The sequence below is a fragment of the Psychrobacter sp. NG27 genome (genome assembly GCF_016106655.1).
GTDB lineage: Bacteria > Pseudomonadota > Gammaproteobacteria > Pseudomonadales > Moraxellaceae > Psychrobacter.
The window spans coordinates 48,306-66,980 of the sequence record NZ_JADGIN010000001.1; the positions used below are offsets into that span (position 1 = coordinate 48,306).

The following is an 18,675-nucleotide window of genomic DNA, read 5'->3' on the forward strand; positions in this document are numbered from 1 at the left end:
TATGCTAAATTAGTGTGCGGTGAGTGACTCATCTCACCTGAGATTAGATATATCCTATATGGGATAATATCTTAGGAAGATTGTAAATTAATCATCAATCAATAAACCTTTGCACTGTAAAATTAGAGTACGTCACTAATCAGCATATGGTGTGGTGAGCCTTTGTTTAAAATTCTGGTTGAATAGTAACCGATTTGACGACAAATGTAACGTAAGTAAGACCTGAAAAACAACAAATAAAGGAAGTACAATGGCACATTATTTTGGATTCGTACCCTCAGACAAACTAAAAGCACAAATCAGTGAGGCCGAACAGGTCATTGCTTCAGATGAGCAAGTAGATTATTACCCATATCGTGATGCACTCACCCATCAGACCGCACGTGACCTAACGGATAATCTGTTGGTTGGTTTGGTAGACATTATTCCAAATCCTGAGCGTCAAGCCTCTATGCGAAAAATCGTTGTGACAATTGAACGTGCTACTGATACCCTACTCAATATTTTACTGGGTAAAGAGAATAATGAAGAAGTGATGCCAAGTTTTAATTTTTTGCGAGATCATGCAACCTTTATGGATAATGAAGGCGTAAAACGTGTGGGATTTAAGCTGTCTGAAACAGATGCAAAAATAATCGATGAAGGTTTTGCTGCTATCACTCCAGAACACGTCGATAGATCCAAATTTAAAACAGCACTCGAAACCATGAACGAGGCGACACTGACTCACTTTGTCAGTCGCTACGCTGAAACGTTGAAGCTTGGCATGATTAAGCGAAAATCCGTACCAGTCGCCAAATCAGCCATTGATAAAGGCATGAGTATGGCACTTAATAAGCTGTTGCCCGACCTACCAAACGACTCATTGAACCGCTTGGCCAACTATTACCGTCCGTTTATTATTCAAAAGCCAGAATAACCCTTTAAATCGGATTAATTTTGTCTCAAAAGTCATATGACGTTGGGAAAATTCACGAAAATTTGCTAAAATAAGCGGCACTTTTTACCAAAGGCGCATCCGATGACCCAAATCAGTAACCAAGAAATTGAAAAAACATTACGCAACTCAGAGTGCCTTATTAGCAGTATCGAAGTTGCTGCTGCTTATGAGCGTTTGGCCGCTCAGCTAAACCTACACTATGTTGGGCTTAACCCTATTGTTATGGTCGTCATGAATGGCGGACTGATTCCAGCGGGTCAGCTACTGACACACCTGACGTTCTATCATCGTATGCATTATATCCATGCGTCTCGATATCGTGATAACCAAGGCACCAATGATCTTGATTGGAAATTTAAGCCAGATGTTAATATCGAAGGTGAGCATGTATTGCTGATTGATGATATTTTTGATGAAGGTATTACTCTAAAAGCAGTCGTGGAAGAACTCAGCAAAGAAAAACCACTGTCTATCGAAACTTGTGTGTTGCTTAACAAAGAACATGACCGTAAGGTTCAAGGGTTTGATGTGGATTTTGTGGGCATCAATGTGGCAGATCGTTATGTTTATGGTTGTGGTATGGACTTTCATGGTTACCTGCGCCATTTGCCTGGTATCTATGCAATCAAAGAAGACAAAGTTTAACGTTTAGATTTAAGCGCTTAAATCTAAATCATAAAAAAGCATCCTATTTGGATGCTTTTTTATTGTGTTCAGAATGAGAAAACCAACAATGGTAATGAATGGCATGATAATGATTAAAACTGTAATGCCAAACCCGTATGCCGTTCAGTAGGTGTTTGTACGGCTTTTTCTAATGCATGTTTTGTACTATAGATGGTCACTTGCTTTTTAGCACGAGTTACCGCTGTATAGATAAGCTCTTTACTAAGTAGTCTTGCATGACTGTTATCAAAAGTAATAGCCACATGATCAAACTCAGACCCTTGCGATTTATGTATGGTCATCGCATATGCCGTCGCCATCACTTCCTCATTTAGCAGGTTAACAGCGATACCTTGCGTTTTATTTTCAAAAAACACTTCAAGTTGGTTTCTTTCACCACTCGTCTGCAAGCAAAAGCCAATGTCCCCATTAAAGAGTCCTAGCTCGTAATTGTTCTGTAGCACCATAACAGGACGTCCATGAAACCACGTGTTTTGACCCAAGGGCAGCTTTAATTCTGCAAGATGCCACTGGGTCAAGTAATTATTAATATAGTGATCGCCCCATTCACCATTGTGGCCCGCAGTTAAAATTCTGAACTGATTAAAGGTTTCCATCAGTGAGGTAATTGTGGCTTTTACTGATTCTGGCATGGATTTTTCTATTGGATTTTGCAGATAATTCTTAATTTTAACCAGATATAAATGGTAACTTTTTGACATCTTTTCGATGATTTTTTGATTGCTTAGGCTATTTCTTAAATTGTCATCTGATAGTACTGCTGCTTGTAATGTATTCGTATTCACATATTGAAAACTCAGTGCATTGTCATGTTTTAATAACTGCCAAATCGCTCTAATATCTACATCTGCTTTGTTTATTTGGTACGCAAGCTTGCCAATACCAGAGTCTGCACTAAAACGACGGCTTTCAGTCAGCTCTGCGTGAATGGGTTGCAATAACGGAATACGACACAGATCGGCCAATACGGCCCCTGCATCTACCGCTGCTAGCTGGTTTGCATCACCCAGTAGTATCAAGCGTGCACCGGGTTTTACAGCACTTACTAAATAATTAGCCAACTCTACCCCGAGCATTGATGCCTCATCAACGATGATAATATCTTCGCCGAGTGGGTTTTTTGCATCGTAACGAGGTTTACCCGTACGGCCAATACCTAACAAGCGATGAATCGTTTTGGCCTCTTGCAATTGTAATTCTACATTCGCAGCATCAAGTGCAGCCTGTAAAGACTCCTGCATTCGCTGGGCCGCCTTACCCGTCGGTGCTGCTAATGCGAGGCTCGCACTGTCTGTACTGAATTTAATCTGTTCCTGCTTACCTGCCCTACTCTCTGTGGCCTGTTGTAGTGCAATCACTAGCTGAGCTACGGTATAAGTTTTTCCGGTGCCTGGCCCGCCAGTGATGATGCTAAATGCATTATTGTTCGAGACATTAATGGCCGCTACCTGCTGTGGGTTTAGCGTATCGGGTATATTGATGGCTAATGGCGTTATTTTCTGATTTAGAATAGTATTGATGTGCTGTGCCAAGTTGAGCTCTGCTTGCCATGCGCGGTGTAGCCAAAAAGTGAGTGAAATTGTCGCACTGTTTCCATCTTTATTGATTTGGTAAATAATAGGCTGATTATTTTTGCTTAGGCTATTATTGTTATTGATCATTCCTGAGTGAACATTAGCAAACAGCTTATGCTCATGAATCGACTGCGTAAAAGAGCGTAAATCTGTATTCTTTAGGTACTCATAAAGGGCAACTATCGTATTAAAGCGCTTGGTCAGTATCTCTTTTTCGTGATTGGTCAGTGTCAGCTGCGTCCATAACTGCGCACGCCGAGCAAATAATGTGTTCAACAAATCAAACAGTGAGGGTTCTGCTAAAACATCTTCAACTGTTTGCAAATCTGTCTCACTGCTCATTGCTGTTGTTTCTGTCGCCTGCACCTCTACGGCTTTCAGATTCGATTGGGTATCAATCAACGCTAAGACTGGCATCGCTAGCATCTCTAACAACTGCTGCTGCCATGCATATAGTGTAACGGACTCACCATTCACATGACCTTGTAACGGTTGCTCGCTCTCAACTGCCTCAATGGTCAACACCGTATGCCCCTCTTCTAAATGAGTGGCTAACATCACGAATAAAGCCGAAAACAAATGACGCTCTTCTGTGTTGTCAATCCGTTTGCCATGGATATTAGATGGTGTGTCTCGCGTAATGTATGCAACCTGCGTTTGCTGACGACGCAGCAATATATAATCACTGATATTACTGGCCCAGCTTTCTTGTACGCCAACGGCTACCTTATGCTTACTGTTGTTATTGCTCATTGTGTATTTTCTCTATGTTTATTATTTGACGATCACACGCTGAATATTCTATTAATTCTTTAGGTTTGTTTGGCTTAGCACCTCTTAAATGAGGCGAGCCTACTAATTTGGCAAACCAAACAGTGAATCCAACGCTTTAATAAAGTCAACTGGAATGTCCCAAGTCACCAATCCATAACGGTTATGCTGGCCATTACTGCTTGAGCCGCTATCATTAGCTTCAGTAGAGTCAGCCAATACGTCAGTAGATTGACAGTTTGGGGTATACGTGCCCCGTAAAAACATATACTCCACTGCGCCAAGGTACTTGTGTTCATTGCCTATATAGTCGTCAATCCTTATGGCAAGGAATCGATGTAACGCTACCTGATAGATTGCAGCTTGTAACCAATACCCTGCTTTTGACATCGCTTGTTTGAGAGTATTTTCGCTATAATTGCTTAGGCTATTTCCTAAAAAATTGCTTTTATAATCGACCACATAATACTTGCCAGCATGTTCATACACCAAATCAATCTCGCCGCGCAGATAACGATACAAATGCGCTTTATTTTGTGGCACTAAGCTGATGTGCTTGTCTATGTCATCAGGCAGATACTGCTGAAACAGTTTATTAATGTCTTGTGCTCTAAACGTCTCTGACAGTCCCATATTAAATTCTAGCTCGGCAAATCGCTGTTCTGTATCAATAGCATTGAGCGGCTGATTCGATGCCAATAATGGCACCTGTAGCACTTCCTCAATCCAGTTAATTAAGGCATCATGTTTAGTCGCGTCTATTGAGTCTGGGTTAAACGGGCGGCTATCTGCTTTGTTTTTTGCCTGCAATATACGGCTTTGCTGTTCCACGCTACTATAGACCAATGGCAACTGATAGCTGCTGATGGCTCTATCAATCACCTGAGGCCACTGTGACTTGTTGCTAAAATCAATTTTTTCAAATATTTCATGCAAAAATGTACCTGTATTGGCACCTTTTACAAAGGCAAATCGAATGTCATCTTCTGTTTTTAGACTCAACTCAGTCACTGATTCAAGCCATTCATTACTATGGGTTGATGATAGGTTAAAAGCTGAAACATCTGTCATATCGATATCTAGGGCATCATCAATACGCTCATCTACTACTGCCATCGCCTGCGTAGACTCATCTAATTGGCGGGCTAAAGCGGTAAAACTGGTTTTAGCCCAACCATAGAAATAGTTGATTTTCATGACATCTGAAAAAGCCATGTACTCAATCATTTCTGTTGCAGGCGCATGAAGATTTGATAGGTTTGTGGCAAACGTGACGTGACTCATTGAACCGACTGCATTAGCATCACTAGAGTCACTGTCATTATTATCGACGCCAGCGTTGTCGTATAACGCATGCACATTATGTGCTCGTATCATACCGATAGTGCCCTTGAGCCTATCAGGCAAATCAAATGTAGGAGACTTACCTTTTAACGTATCAAACCAATAAAATACTGGCTTAAAGTCAAATCCCTTCGTGTCTTTAGGATCACGTAACACCACATAAAGCTGTTCACTGGCACGAGTAAATGCCACGTAACCCAGTCGTCGCATCTCATCGAAATCTTCTCGTGTTTCGATATCGGTGTAATAATCATCGACAGTAGCAGAACCTTGCACCGGTGAGAAACGGCGTTGATTGCCAATCGCTTGACTACTTAACAACTCGCTCTCTGACGTCTGATCAACTGTCGACTGATTTACCAATACTGAATTTATCAATGCCGAGGGAGATTGTTGGGCATTATATAGGTATAGGCCATACTTCTCATTGGTGCCTGATTTCCTACTAGCATCGCCCATACCTAATACATAGACAATAGGAAACTCAAGCCCTTTTGACTTGTGAATGGTCATCAGCTGCACACCAGACTCTGTAGGCAACGGATATTGCTTGGCCCAATCGCTGTTGGGCGAGGCATCTATATGTTGTCTAAACCAAGCCAAGAGCTCATGCTCGCCCATATCGATGCCGTATTGCGCCAGCACATCCATGATGTGACGTAAATCCATGATGTGACGGTCGCCTTCTGGATGAGCCGCCAATGCTTGCCATACACCTTGTGGCTGCACAGGGTTTTTATCTAGCAAATAATGCAACGCCGATAGAATACCAAAGTGTTGCCAACGCTGCGCACCCTCTTTTAGATAGGTAATAAAGTCTTGGTAGCTTTTTTTACTATTGACCGCTGCTGCATTAGTACCATTAGGATTATGATCGTCTGTCACCCCTGACTCATGATCCGTCATCATAACTTTGATATCTTTGATACTGAGGCCGTACAAGTGACTGGTTAATACCCGATTGATCATGTCATGACGGTATGGGTATAGCATGGCACTGAGTAGCGCTGCCACATCTTCTGCCATGATGGTCTCAAAAATACTGACGTCACTGGTGGTCAAGGTTGGCACATTGAGTTTGACTAGCTCATCTTCCACCCGCTTTAGATCTTTTTTGGTACGTGCCAGCACCCCAATATCACTGGGCTTAATTGGAATATTTTTTAGTGTCTGACCACTGTTAAGAACGGTCGCAATATGGCGCGCTGTGATCTCAAACTCATCATACTCAAGCTCTTTGTCTCTATCGTAAGGCAGGTGCAATACGCTTACTGGTTGGGCAGACAATACATCCGTCACTAAGGTGCTGCTATGAGCATCTGGTTCATTAGACCAAGACAACTGGTTCTCTGGCTTTGCCGCTTTAATATGCTGATAATAAATACCAGTACCTAGCTGCGACAGTTTATTCTCAGCAGTTGTTGCATCAGCCATGCCAAACCAACAATTGAGCGCATCAATCAAGCTGGCATTTGAGCGGCGATTGATATCCAGCGTCCAAAGAGTGCTTTTATCGAACTGGGCTTTCATATAGTTGTAGTTGGCTACGTCGCCACCACGGAACCCATAAATAGCCTGTTTGGGGTCACCCACCAATAGCAGAAATTCATGATTGGCCCTCCTAGTGGTTGACTGCTTATCACTGTCCGACAGTTTAGATTTATTCTTTGGCAAGTAAATGCTTTCAATCATAATGGCTTGCTCACCATTGATATCTTGCGACTCGTCAATCAGTGCTACCGGATAGTGGTGACGAATATAACGTGCCAGCTTCTCTCCTTGACGACCAGTCAATGCTTGGTTTAGACGCACCATTTGCAAGCTAAACGTCGTCTCACCACGTTCTTCTAGGATAACTGGCAACCTATCACGTACGGCGAGCACGATATGGCGGTTCAGATTGGCCAATACCGTAATGATGTATTCATCAAGCTTGTTGCTTTGTTCAACATAGCGCTTGAAGTCACGAACGACTGGCAACTCATTAAATATTAAGTTGACTCTCTCACCGTCCTTTGGCTTATAGAACTGCTTGCCGATATCATCTGTCTTCTGAAAAGCCTCAATCAATTTTCCTGTTTTATTGTTTTTATCAGATATGAACTTATAAGCCGCCGGTCCATAATCCTCTAATGCTTGAATAATTTTGGGCCATGAATCTCTATTGTTTTGAAGCTGACCTTTAGGAACCTCATAATATTCACCGTCAGACTCAAAGAAAGCATCAAGCTCAGCGCTGCGCTTAATAATTTCACTGATCAAGCGCTCGTAACCTTCGAAAGAGAAATCACTTACTACCACCGCATCAATCGGCGCAGAGATAAAGTTAAGCGAACGTGTCACATACTTTTTATGATCGTTAGCCGCAGTCAACTTGCCTTGCTGATCCATCAATGCATATAGTTTGGGCTGCTCACTATATAAGCGGCTTTGAAACTGTCGCAGCTCATCATGAACAATACTGTTGGTCACCTGCTCAATACTACTGTCCTCAATAATGCCCATGCCTTGTTGATGACCGGTCTCGCTACTGTATTCCGTCAACCATTTTTGCGCCAAGCTATCGAGCGTGCCCACAAACAGTTTATCCAGCGTGGTCAACACCAATGCGGTACGCCTAATGGCCTCTGTCATTGGGTAGCTGTATACATGATCCAGCAAATAACCGACCAGATGTAGGTTGATGGGATCTTGCATGATGCTATCTAAACGAGCGTACTTGGCCTGATCAATCAGCCATTCTTCACGCACAGTTTTGGCCTGACTACGTTTTCTCGCCGCTGTTTTTTGGTTTTGCTCATCACTGTTATGTTCATAAGCAAGATCTTGATTGGTATCGTCAGCGCCAGCTTCAGTGCCTGTACCAGCATCTGTACTCATGACTGAATCAGACTGCTTGTCTATGTTGGCCGGTTTACCAGTGTCAGGCATCACTTGCAATACGGCAGGATATAAAGTGTCCTTATTATTAAGATCTGTACTTAGGCTATTCACCCATTGCAGCAATTGATAAAAATCCACCAAACGATCATGAATACGTTGACGCATCTCGGCAGCAGCGGCTCGCGTAAAGGTCGTGGCAATGATTTGCTCTGGTGCACGCCTCGCTTCAATCAGTAGGCGCAGTACGATGCCCGTAAGTGTCCACGTTTTACCAGTACCTGCCGAGGCCTCAATTAAGTGTCTGCCCATTAGATCAACATCAACCGCAGGTATCACACCTGCTTTGCGTTCACTCATGTGCTCACTGTCAGTCGTATAAGTCGACATATCAGCAGAATTATGCAATTGATGTGAGTGCCCATCGAGCACATGCAGCTGATGAGCAGCTTCGTTAAGAGAAGTGGTGTTGGGCAAGTCTGTCATAGGGGCGTACACTTTTAATTATTATTTATGGGTCTAACAACTGGTAACTACCTGGCTATCGAAATGCTCTAGCCATCTAATTTTTCTAAGGCCGCAAACATCGGCGCGTATAACGGCTGCGCTAAGGTGGTCAATGAGGCTGATAAGGCCTTAAAAGCATCTTGATCACGCAACACATACTGCCAGATGGCATGCTGCGAGCACGTATCGTATAGCGTGTCTGAGAAATAACTCGGCCTTAACCAGTCTGAGAAGTCTGCGCGTTTTGGCCAATAACTCACACCCTCTTCGACATTTGCGCACTTATCAAGATAACTGAGTGCATACTCAGGCAGTAAGGTAATAGGCACTTGACCCGATAAATTGGCAAAAACTGCCCACTTTATCAGCTCAATCACTGCGTCGTTATATAGGATAGGGCTGAGTCTAAATGCGATTACTTTGTCGTATGCATCAACTTGCGAGCTGGGCTTATTAAAACGCCAAATGCTCACGCCGTCATTGGATGCTACTTGCTCGGCAGTAGTGCGTCTGGCCACTTGCCAATATAAATGCGACAACCAAAACTTGAGTAAATGCTTGGGACCAGCAGAGCTAGGTAATATGTTTAGCCAATGCGTGGGTGACTGCTTGGCATAAGACATGTCTGTCTGAATATGTGCTTTATGGTGATGGCCATCTATTGGCATTGATGATGGTGCTGATATCGGTACTGGTATTGGCACTGAGCCTTTCATCTTAATCATGTTGGGCAGTAGCTTGTACAGCATCTCGTGATCAGCATCATTTAAGACTGCCGCCAGTTCTATCTGAACAGGATGCTCGGTGGTGGGCGTCAATAGCTGTAAACCAGTGGTATTCTGTTCTGCCTCATCAAAACCACTGGCTATTAACTGCTCTTTAAACGCCAAACATTGCTGTTGTAGTTTCTGTTGTTGGTTGGGAATCGTGGTTTGACGAGCAACACCTGCTGGTATGATCTTTTGATACATCAGAATTTGGCTGTCTTGCATGGCAGCACTGTTGATATCCGTCGCACTTTCTTCATCGATGCTATTATTAGTATTAGAGGCCAGGCCATTGATCAGATGCGCTTTAATTTGGTAGGTCGTTAAATTGTCTAAAAACAATGGCTCTTGATGCGCCATCGCCTCCTCGCCTTGCACCACATGTACTTTTTGAGTCCGCAGAAAAGCTTTGGCAGGATGGCGCACCTGATAAACCAATGCTCCTTCAATATCTATTTCATGTATATCAAATACAGATTGAGTGAGCATCTCAGTCAGATGCTTGATATCGCCAGTGTCATTTTTACTGACACTACCTGTGTCTAGCGATAGAAGCTCGACCAATACGGGCAGCGTTTGTGCATCTATTTGACCCAGCTTACCCAATCCTTGACCCAGTACCTGAGCGACTGCCTCGTATTGCGCTTTTGTAGGTAAACCAACCAGCTGCGCGTGCTCACTGGCAACTCGACCTTTTAAGGTATCAAACACAGCCTGCCAAAGCGGCGCGGGCGGGAACTGCTTTTTTTGTGCGAGTTTGGTTTTGCGCATGGCTGTATTTAGCATAGCGTCTAGCTCGTCAATCATATCAACAGGGCTTTCACCCTGAGCATTGACACCGACATTGGCACTGGCATCAACCTCAGTAGACGCTTGGTCAAACACATCAGCAGCTTCAATCTCTGTTTCAAACAGACTTTTATGAAAGGGTAACGCAGGATGCTCTGTCACGAGCCACTGTTTAATCAATTTAGGCAAATAGCGCTTCAGACTGTCGGTGGTTGAGTCAATATTATCAGGCAAGGTGTCGAGCGAGTTGACTTGCCACTGCACCTCACCCTGCAAAAACTGTAATAACTCACTGACAGGGTTGGCTGGCAAATGCTCATGCGTGTCCGTCAAGCTTTGGCCATTGTAGAATATCCAGCAAGCACTACGCGCGCACAGTAACGCATCCAAAAACGCCCCATTATCATCATCCTCACTCACTCTATCACCGCGACGAGCATTGGTAGCTTTCATCAAATCATATCGGTTGTCACGGTCGCGTGCAGGAAACTCAGACAGATTCATATTAAGCATCACCACCAAGTTAAAGGGTACGTTTCTCAGTGCACCAAACCGCCCAAAAGTAATCACACCCGTCGGCTCAGCACTGACCTGTTGACTCTCAAGCTCCGCCTCAATACTGTCTAGCATAAAGCTCAGTTTAAGCGGTAACTGCTCCACGCCTGCCAGCCTCTGCTCGACCTCGCTGTTGGCGATATCGCCACTAGAGTACTGTTTATAATGACGGTTGGCACGTAAGCTAGATTTAAAGCCGTTCATGGCATTATAGATAGCGCGCATGGTACGCGTTTGATCCACATCGCCAAAGTAACGATGGATGACTTGGGTCTCAATCTGATCGAGCCAGTCCTCAGCTTTCATCTTTTGGGTATGATCATCACGGCGGGCAGTCAAGCCAGTATAAATACGGCAAAGGGCTTCAACAATAATCGCATCATTTAGGCTCACTTGAGGCAGCGGTATGGTTTTCTCTGGCAGTGCAGTGCTTGGCCACTCATCTGGTGTTAAAGGATACAAACAATCGCTCAAACCAGCCTCTGGCATCACCAAACCCAAGGTCAATGTATCCAGTGCCTGTGCAAAGCTAAAACGATAGTCAAAGTCATTAGCGTCTAAGGTTTGTTTAAGATGTTGCTCATCAAAACCGCGGATAAAACCTGCCTCTATCAACAAATCACATCCACGGCTCATTTGCTCGCGGGTTAGACCAAAGCTTTCAAACAATGGCGGCAGCATCAGCCAATCTAAAACCTCTGCCGCCTCAAAACGGGCGCTGTGGCTGCCCAGCAGCTTATAAAATCCAATAATGGCTTCCCATAATTGACGAATATCCGCATCGACGACCCCAGTTACCTTGGCAGGCAATGTCAAACCATCTTGACCCTTACCATTGACAAAAATAGAGCTAATGAGTGCATGATGACGCTCTACGTCGGGTAGCAGCACAACAATGTCAGATATATGGCGCTTTTTTTCACCGCGTTTGATAGGTTCATTGAGCCAGCGCCCAATCATAATACGCAGCACTTCGAGCTGACGCTGCAGACTATGACACGAATGTATGCTTAGGCTATTGTCTTGTGAAGACATTGCCCAAAAACGGTCTATCTCAAAGCGCTTATTCTCTAACGCCTCATCTTCATACCAAGCAGCGGCTTGCGATTTTTCATCATCACTTGACTCTAGTTGCTGACTCACTGCTTGAGAGACCTTTGCTGCCGTTGCTTGCTGAGTGGCTGTCTCATCAAGCATCAGCACATCATTTTGCAAGCGCCTTAACAAACTTGGGCTATGTTGCATATTTTGAGTACTGTTAGTCTGATCAGCATCAGTAGGATCACTATTCAAGCCAACGCTCAGCGTATCATCAAAATCATCTTGCCATTCTACCAGCGCATCGTCGTATTGCTCATTACCCGACAAGTTAGCAAGCATGGCGAAAGCATCCCGCGATTGCTTGCCCAGACGCGATAGCAAGCTGTGCCCATAATCGCGCAAAAACACGCTTTCAGGATTGATAATCTGCTGGCGCTGCAACCAGGACTTATCGACAATATCTGCCCAAAACAGCTTTGATGGGTTGTAGTGCAGCAGTGTGATATTCATGTATTTTGATAGCTGCTGCAAGAAATCCAGCTCGGTCTGTGGCAATTGCTGAATGGTAAAAATGCGCAGGACAGTAGGCAGCTGCGCACGTTCATTTGCTTGGTTACTGTCTAAGGCTGACCAAAAGGTTTTTTCTAGCGCCACACGGTGCTGATGCACATCGGCAAACAACTGCAACCATAGAAACCGCTGAGCAATCTCGAGCTCCGCGTAATGCGCCACCAACCAATCAGGCGTGCCGCGCGCATACTTATCAAAGCGCAGTGACAAAGCATCTTTCTCGGCTATCATCTCATCCACATTGAGCGGCCTGTCATCCGACCACTTTGCCAACCAATCTTCACGGTGGGTTAAATAGCGGTTAAACACTCGTGCCAAATCACTTGCCAGCTGCCAAATGCGGGCATCTTGTTGTGCCTTATCCTGTCGCACATTGTCTTGCTGTAAATTATCTTGCTGTGCATTGCCTTGTTGCGCCTCTGCATCCGGCTCATCAATTAAAGAGGCCAGCAGTGGGTTTACTGGATGTTTTTCATCTGCAACAATGGCTGCTTGATAGTAGGTCAAATATCCAAATAACCGCCATTGCATCACCGTTGGTGACAACACAGCCACTTCTGGCACATTCAATGTAATCGCTGTTGGGTCTGTCTGTAGCAAATGCGCATTATGGCGACTTAGCACATCCTGCATCAGCGTCCATTGATACTGACCCCAAAACTTGGTGCGCACCAATGTACTGATGCCTGCACGACTGGCAATAGTCTTATCCAACCAATCCCCAAGTACCATTGAAGGCACAATCACAATAAAAGGTGCAAAGACCGACTGGTTCTTTGACTGATATTGTTCAAGCAATTTATCGACGAGGTTTTCGGTACGGTGCGACTGAATAATGGTAAACATAGACAATTATCTGATTAAAATAGGAATAAAATACTGTGGCTTATAAAGGTGGCGTAGATACGGTATCGTTGACACTTTTGAAGGCGCTAAAACTAGAAGCGCTAAAAAACCCGAGCAACCATTGATATAGTCAGTTCAATATAATTTCGATACAAGGAAACCGAGTGCAAGTTATACATTAGTATGCTTAGCGAGGATGACGATGTAGCGGACTTATATAGACTTGACTATACTCACCAATGCATACTTGGTTGTCGTTACGATGATGCATTTCTGCTAGCATGTTTGTCTTAAACCATACATAACCACTCAAAGATGGCCAAACAAAGCCGGCTATCAGTGTGCCATTGATGGTAATCGTTTACTAGTGTAGTTACGGGTATTGTAATACTTTACGACATTCAGTGTCGCTCTATAGTACTATTTATATGTGTGTCTATAGAAGAGAATCTCGCTTTCTGTCTCTTTAAGACAGATCAGCGCTGACGATTTATTTTAACCAACAAGTCTAATTAACGAGAGCATGTAATATTATGCCATTGCGCCCCATTGATGCCATCTTCGTTCACCCAAAGCAACGCCTATATGTTGTCTATTATCGCGGCGAGCTGTGGCGATTGCCACGTATGAAGATCGATGACAGATCGTGGCAAAACAGAAAACCCTACACAGATGACAATAGCTCACTCTACCTAAGTATTCATCAGTCTATTAGCGACCCCGTACTCGCGCAGAAATTACGAACATTAGACTTGCCTGCTGCCGTACGGGGTAGTACATTAGCGCGTTTTGAGGCATGGTGGGAAGCACAGGGTTTTAGCTGGCTAAAAGACAGGCTGAGCACTGGTGAATCGCCGTTAGCGGCGCACCACACAAACCCACTGTCAAAAATGTTTGACAGCCCACCTACCTTACCTTCAGACTCTCATCCTTCTCTACCCAGCGATGATAAAAATTTTAGTCACAGGGGTAGCGTACAAGCCTCAACACCTGCCATAGAAGAAGATGTGTTTGCAGATATGTTGGCTGCATTGACAGATGAAGTGCTCGATCAAAAGCTTTGATATCTCAATACAAAATATCGCGTAACTATTAAAATGAATCCATTAATAAAAGAGCAGTAATATATGAAAGACTACAAGCTGCTACTGGCTGGACTGATTTTGCTGTTATTGACCGCTTTTATTGCCATCTTTACTTGGTTATGGACCAACAACCGCAAAAATACAGACCCGTTACCTGTCATGGTAAGCACAAACGAATCTGCGACTGTAGAGGATGCTGGCGATGAAGCTTTGAATCAAACACTCTATATCCGAGCAGAAAAAAACCTACAAGCCCCTTTAGATGACATTATTGCTAGTTTTAAGTCTCGCTATCCTCGAATACAGGTCTCGGCAAGCTATGTACCTGCCAATGTACTTTTGGCTGTATCAAAAAACGAGGCGACGAAAGACAGTCAGCTCCATTCTGTCTTTGATACAGATATAATTATCGCTAATGAGGATCTATCTATAGAACGTATTGCACCACTACAAGCAAACATAGAATCGACTCTCCAAAAAGAAAATCAGCAGCAGACAACTGTCAATACAGCTGATGTCTCTGACGCTGAAAATAAAGACATAGATACTAGCGAAAACAATCGTAAAAAAATACAAACCATTAGTGCTTTTGACTATGCGATTGAAGATGAGAAAGCGCTGCAAGGGATTATTTTGACAGACAGTACGACTGCTATTAGCTTTCGAAACTTCCTACTTTCAAGTACGGGTCAAGAAATATTAGAAAAATATAATTATCATAATATTAATGGTTATGAAAACAGTGTGAATGACTTGTTCAAACCAACGTCACGTGCTAAAAAAGCAACAGGTGATAATCCCGTAGATGTGGCTGATGCCCTTAGCAATGGTGAGTAATGATAAATTGTCTCTATTTGTCTTTTGTTGATTGCTTTTACGACTGCTTTTTCCTACAATGTCACTCCATAATGCGCCTATAGCTCAACAGGATAGAGCAGTTGCCTCCTAAGCGATCGATCCGAGTTCGAGTCTTGGTGGGCGCACCAATTATTGTATTTTTAGTTTATTTTAGAACCCCATAGCCTTATGCTGAGGGGTTTTTTCTTGCTTAAACGTTTTTAGTCAGTTTTTTCTGTAGGTGTTATTCTATAGCTTCGTTAGTTTTAGAGAGTAAACAATGAGCTACATAAGAAATTTTATTAGTATAATTTTAATCTTAGTCACATTAGTTGCTTGTTCCTCAACCTCATCTAAATACTCGCGGGATATTTCATTGGATAATAAACCAGAACATCATACGATTAGCGGATATCAGAACCACCCCTTTGTGGAAACTGCTGCACCTAAAGGGATATCTTTCTATATGCGAAGAGCATGGGATTCGTTGTTTGTTCCTGATATCCCTGATAAGCATCAACTCACCGAGTTAGAGTCGATTCAACTGTTAAACTCAATTGACAGCGATCGTGTGACTTGGTTGGGTCATGCTAGTTTTTTGATTACAACCTCCGGAATAACAGTCTTGACAGACCCTTTTTTGTCAAAATTTGCTAGCCCTGTTTCGTGGGCGGGGCCAAAAAGATTTGTTGATTTACCCATACCGATAAATAAATTGCCTCCTATCAATATAGTGCTTGTTTCACATAACCATTATGATCATCTGGATGATAAAACGGTTAGACAATTAGAAAACAAAAATGACATTCATGTGGTAGTCCCTTTAGGGCTTAAGCCTTTTTTTACCGAGCGAGGATATAGCAAGGTTACGGAGTTAGATTGGGGGCAGTCAGTAACTATTGAAGGCGTTGAGATTACAGCGGAACCTTCAGTTCATGATTCTGCACGAAGTACATCTGATCGTAATAAAACACTATGGGCTTCTTGGGTTATTGAAAGCTTCGAAAATCGTATTCTTTTTATTGGCGATACTGCTTACTCAGACACTATCTTCAACCTTCTCGGTGATAAGTATGGCTCTTTTAACTTCGCTATTTTGCCTATTGGAGCATATGAACCTAGAGAGTTATTGTGGATGTCGCATACCACTCCCGAAGAAGCGGTCTCTATAGGCAAAGATGTTCGCGCAAAGACACTGATCGCCTCTCACTGGGGTACACTTAGCAGTTTGTCAGATGAGCCAATGTTTGAACCTCCGGTACGTTTTAAGAAAGCGGGGCATGATAGTGGATTTTCTGATAAAGATCTGTGGACAATGAAAGTTGGTGAAACCAGATCTATTGCACCAATAAAAAACTAACAGACAAGAGCGTGTTAAAAATCTTAGGCTCCCTGATACCAAGCCAAACATCCTATTCGGCTTTATTAAAATTAATTAACTGATTGGGAAAGCCCAAGGGTAGAAATAGTGGTAGCGGCATTGAATAAGGTATTATCGTTACTGGTTGATATGTATTATTTCAATATGCGGGTATCCACCACTTTTCTTAACGCCGATTTGTCAAAACCACTCCAGTGATCACCAGCGCGCCACCAAGTAACATCGAAGAGGATATATGCTCATTAAGTAGCAAAGCGCCGAGCAACACACCAAATAACGGAACAAAGTTAGTAAAAACTGACGTTTGTGCTGCGCCAATTGTTTTGATCCCTTGGTAATACCAAATAAAAGGAATAACGGTGCCAAATATCGCCAAATAGCCAATAGCTGCACCAATCTTCCAGTTTAACTCTGGTAGCACCTGTACGTTTGGATTAAAAAACCATACCATTAACAGCAGTAGCAGTCCCCAGATAGCAGCATAAGTCGTTGACACTAAAGGTGATAAACCAAGCAGCGCTTTCCGTCCCACGACGGTATAGATGGCCCAACTAATTACCGCGCAGAGCATTGAAAATTCACCATGGCCAAAAGCCTGACCACTGTCTTGGATCAAGGTAAGTAGGTGACCATTGCTGATCACGGTTAGTGCGCCCAATACCGCCACAGATATCCCAAGCAACATCTGCAATGAAATTTTTTCTCGGTATAAGAGGGAAACTAGTACCGCCGTCGCGATAGGATTAAACGCGACAAATAGAGCCGTTCGGGAGGCTGGCATTTCAGAGAGCGCAGTAAAAAAGAACAGATTGTAGGTAAATATCCCAGTAAGACCGAGAGCGAAGGTGATCGCAACCTGTCTGAGCGATAGCGTTGGTAGCCTACCTTCTAGTTTTATAGTGAGTAAAATGAGTATAAATACCGCCAGACCAAAACGGCCTATCGCTGACATTAACGGTGAAAGCGATTCGGCAAGTAAACGCCCTGCGATAAAAGTCCCTCCCCACAGTAAGGCGACTAGGACAAGTTTGAAATATATTGGCCAGATAGAGGGTAAAGCCAAGTCGTTAGATGTACTGGTAGTTGGTTGCATGATGTCGCTCAATATAAGAGTTAACCTGATATGTGCTATAGTATTTCACTAATGTTAAGTCATAGTAAAATGAGCAAAAGGTCATGACATTTAGCCAACTTGAAATATTTGTGGTCGTTGCAGAGCTGTGTGGATTTACCTTGGCAGCCCAACAGTTAGGTATTAGTCAGTCAGCTGTTTCGCACACACTGAAAAAACTCGAAGAAGATTTAGGAGTAAGCCTTATAGAGCGCAATAAGTCACAAGCTGAACTGACTGTTGCTGGCGTTCGACTGCTTCCCCGCGCTCGAGAAATACTGGGGTTGGCTGAGACCATACGCCAAGAAGCTGCTGATATTAAGGGATTGCAACTAGGTAGCCTGCGTATTGGTTCTTTCGGCCCTACTTCTTCTTTGCGCTTACTTCCTGAGATTCTAGAGAATTACCGTAAGCAATTTCCCAATATCGAGGTGCGTATTGATGAAGGAAATGATCAGCAGGTCGTACAGTGGTTACAAGAGCGGCGTGTTGATGTTGGCTTTGTGGTACTTCCTGATGAGCATTTTGATACCTTTGCATTGATTGAAGATCAAATGGTTGCTCTTATTCCTAAAACACATTCATTGGCGAATAAAGATGAAATTGTACTTCAAGATTTATGTCATGTTCCTTTTATTCTGACTGAAGCTGGTTCAGCACAACTCATTTCCAAGCTATTTGCATCCGAGGATCTGATCCCTGATATTCGCTACAGAACGACCCAATTGATGACGACAATTGCCTTGGTTGCAAAAGGAGAAGGTGTTGCACTTGTTGCTGAATTAGCACTCCCTCAAGCTTTGCCAACTGATGGCTATGTGGTTCGACAAGTAGCGCCGCAATACAAACGAACGATTGGTTTAGCACTGCACAGTACCCGGCAAGCTTCTCCTGCGGCACAGGCATTTATAAAAATGGCCGTACAATTATTAAAAAAGGGAAACTTGGCACGTTAAGACGAGAATACAGCGGCTATATGAAAATCGGAGT

General features: G+C 43.4%; 10 protein-coding genes and 1 tRNA gene. 7 read left to right on the forward strand and 4 right to left on the reverse strand.

Features of this window, described 5'->3' with window-relative positions; genetic code table 11:
* Nucleotides 1–250: 250 nt before the first annotated feature.
* Together IP485_RS00205 and IP485_RS00210 are read left to right on the forward strand one after the other, a co-directional pair.
* Entirely contained in the window at nt 251–919 is a 669-nt protein-coding gene (locus tag IP485_RS00205; RefSeq protein ID WP_198325484.1) for a hypothetical protein, read from the forward strand.
* 102 nt (nt 920–1,021) lie between these two features.
* The gene (locus tag IP485_RS00210) at nt 1,022–1,585 is read left to right on the forward strand and encodes a hypoxanthine-guanine phosphoribosyltransferase (RefSeq protein WP_194364455.1); all 564 of its coding nucleotides are present in this window, start codon (nt 1,022–1,024) and stop codon (nt 1,583–1,585) included.
* Between the two features lie 113 nt (nt 1,586–1,698).
* On the opposite strand, the gene recD is transcribed toward IP485_RS00210, so the two are convergent.
* The 3 genes from recD to IP485_RS00225 form a co-directional block, all read right to left on the reverse strand.
* Complete coding sequence (recD, locus tag IP485_RS00215; RefSeq protein ID WP_198325485.1) at nt 1,699–3,954, reverse strand: exodeoxyribonuclease V subunit alpha; 2,256 nt, start codon at nt 3,952–3,954, stop codon at nt 1,699–1,701.
* A gap of 102 nt (nt 3,955–4,056) precedes the next feature.
* Nucleotides 4,057–8,682, reverse strand: a complete 4,626-nt coding sequence (locus IP485_RS00220) for a UvrD-helicase domain-containing protein (protein ID WP_198325486.1) — start codon at nt 8,680–8,682, stop codon at nt 4,057–4,059.
* 68 nt (nt 8,683–8,750) lie between these two features.
* A complete protein-coding gene (locus IP485_RS00225) occupies nt 8,751–13,271 on the reverse strand; it encodes an exodeoxyribonuclease V subunit gamma (protein ID WP_198325487.1) in 4,521 nt (1,506 codons plus the stop codon).
* A 533-nt stretch (nt 13,272–13,804) separates the two neighbouring features.
* On the opposite strand from IP485_RS00225, the gene IP485_RS00230 reads away from it, so the two are divergent.
* From IP485_RS00230 to IP485_RS00245, 4 genes are all read left to right on the forward strand, one after another.
* Complete coding sequence (locus IP485_RS00230; protein WP_198325488.1) at nt 13,805–14,335, forward strand: hypothetical protein; 531 nt, start codon at nt 13,805–13,807, stop codon at nt 14,333–14,335.
* A gap of 63 nt (nt 14,336–14,398) precedes the next feature.
* Entirely contained in the window at nt 14,399–15,193 is a 795-nt protein-coding gene (locus IP485_RS00235; protein ID WP_198325489.1) for a hypothetical protein, read from the forward strand.
* Nucleotides 15,194–15,266: 73 nt separating this feature from the next.
* A tRNA-Arg gene (locus tag IP485_RS00240) sits at nt 15,267–15,342 on the forward strand.
* Nucleotides 15,343–15,569: 227 nt separating this feature from the next.
* Complete coding sequence (locus IP485_RS00245; protein ID WP_198325490.1) at nt 15,570–16,553, forward strand: MBL fold metallo-hydrolase; 984 nt, start codon at nt 15,570–15,572, stop codon at nt 16,551–16,553.
* Between the two features lie 187 nt (nt 16,554–16,740).
* On the opposite strand, the gene IP485_RS00250 is transcribed toward IP485_RS00245, so the two are convergent.
* A complete protein-coding gene (locus tag IP485_RS00250) occupies nt 16,741–17,667 on the reverse strand; it encodes a DMT family transporter (protein WP_198325491.1) in 927 nt (308 codons plus the stop codon).
* 83 nt (nt 17,668–17,750) lie between these two features.
* Here IP485_RS00250 and IP485_RS00255 point away from each other — a divergent pair, with 83 nt between their 5' ends.
* On the forward strand, nt 17,751–18,641 hold the full coding sequence (locus IP485_RS00255; RefSeq protein ID WP_198325492.1) for a LysR family transcriptional regulator: 891 nt from the start codon (nt 17,751–17,753) through the stop codon (nt 18,639–18,641).
* The last annotated feature ends 34 nt before the right edge of the window (nt 18,642–18,675 follow it).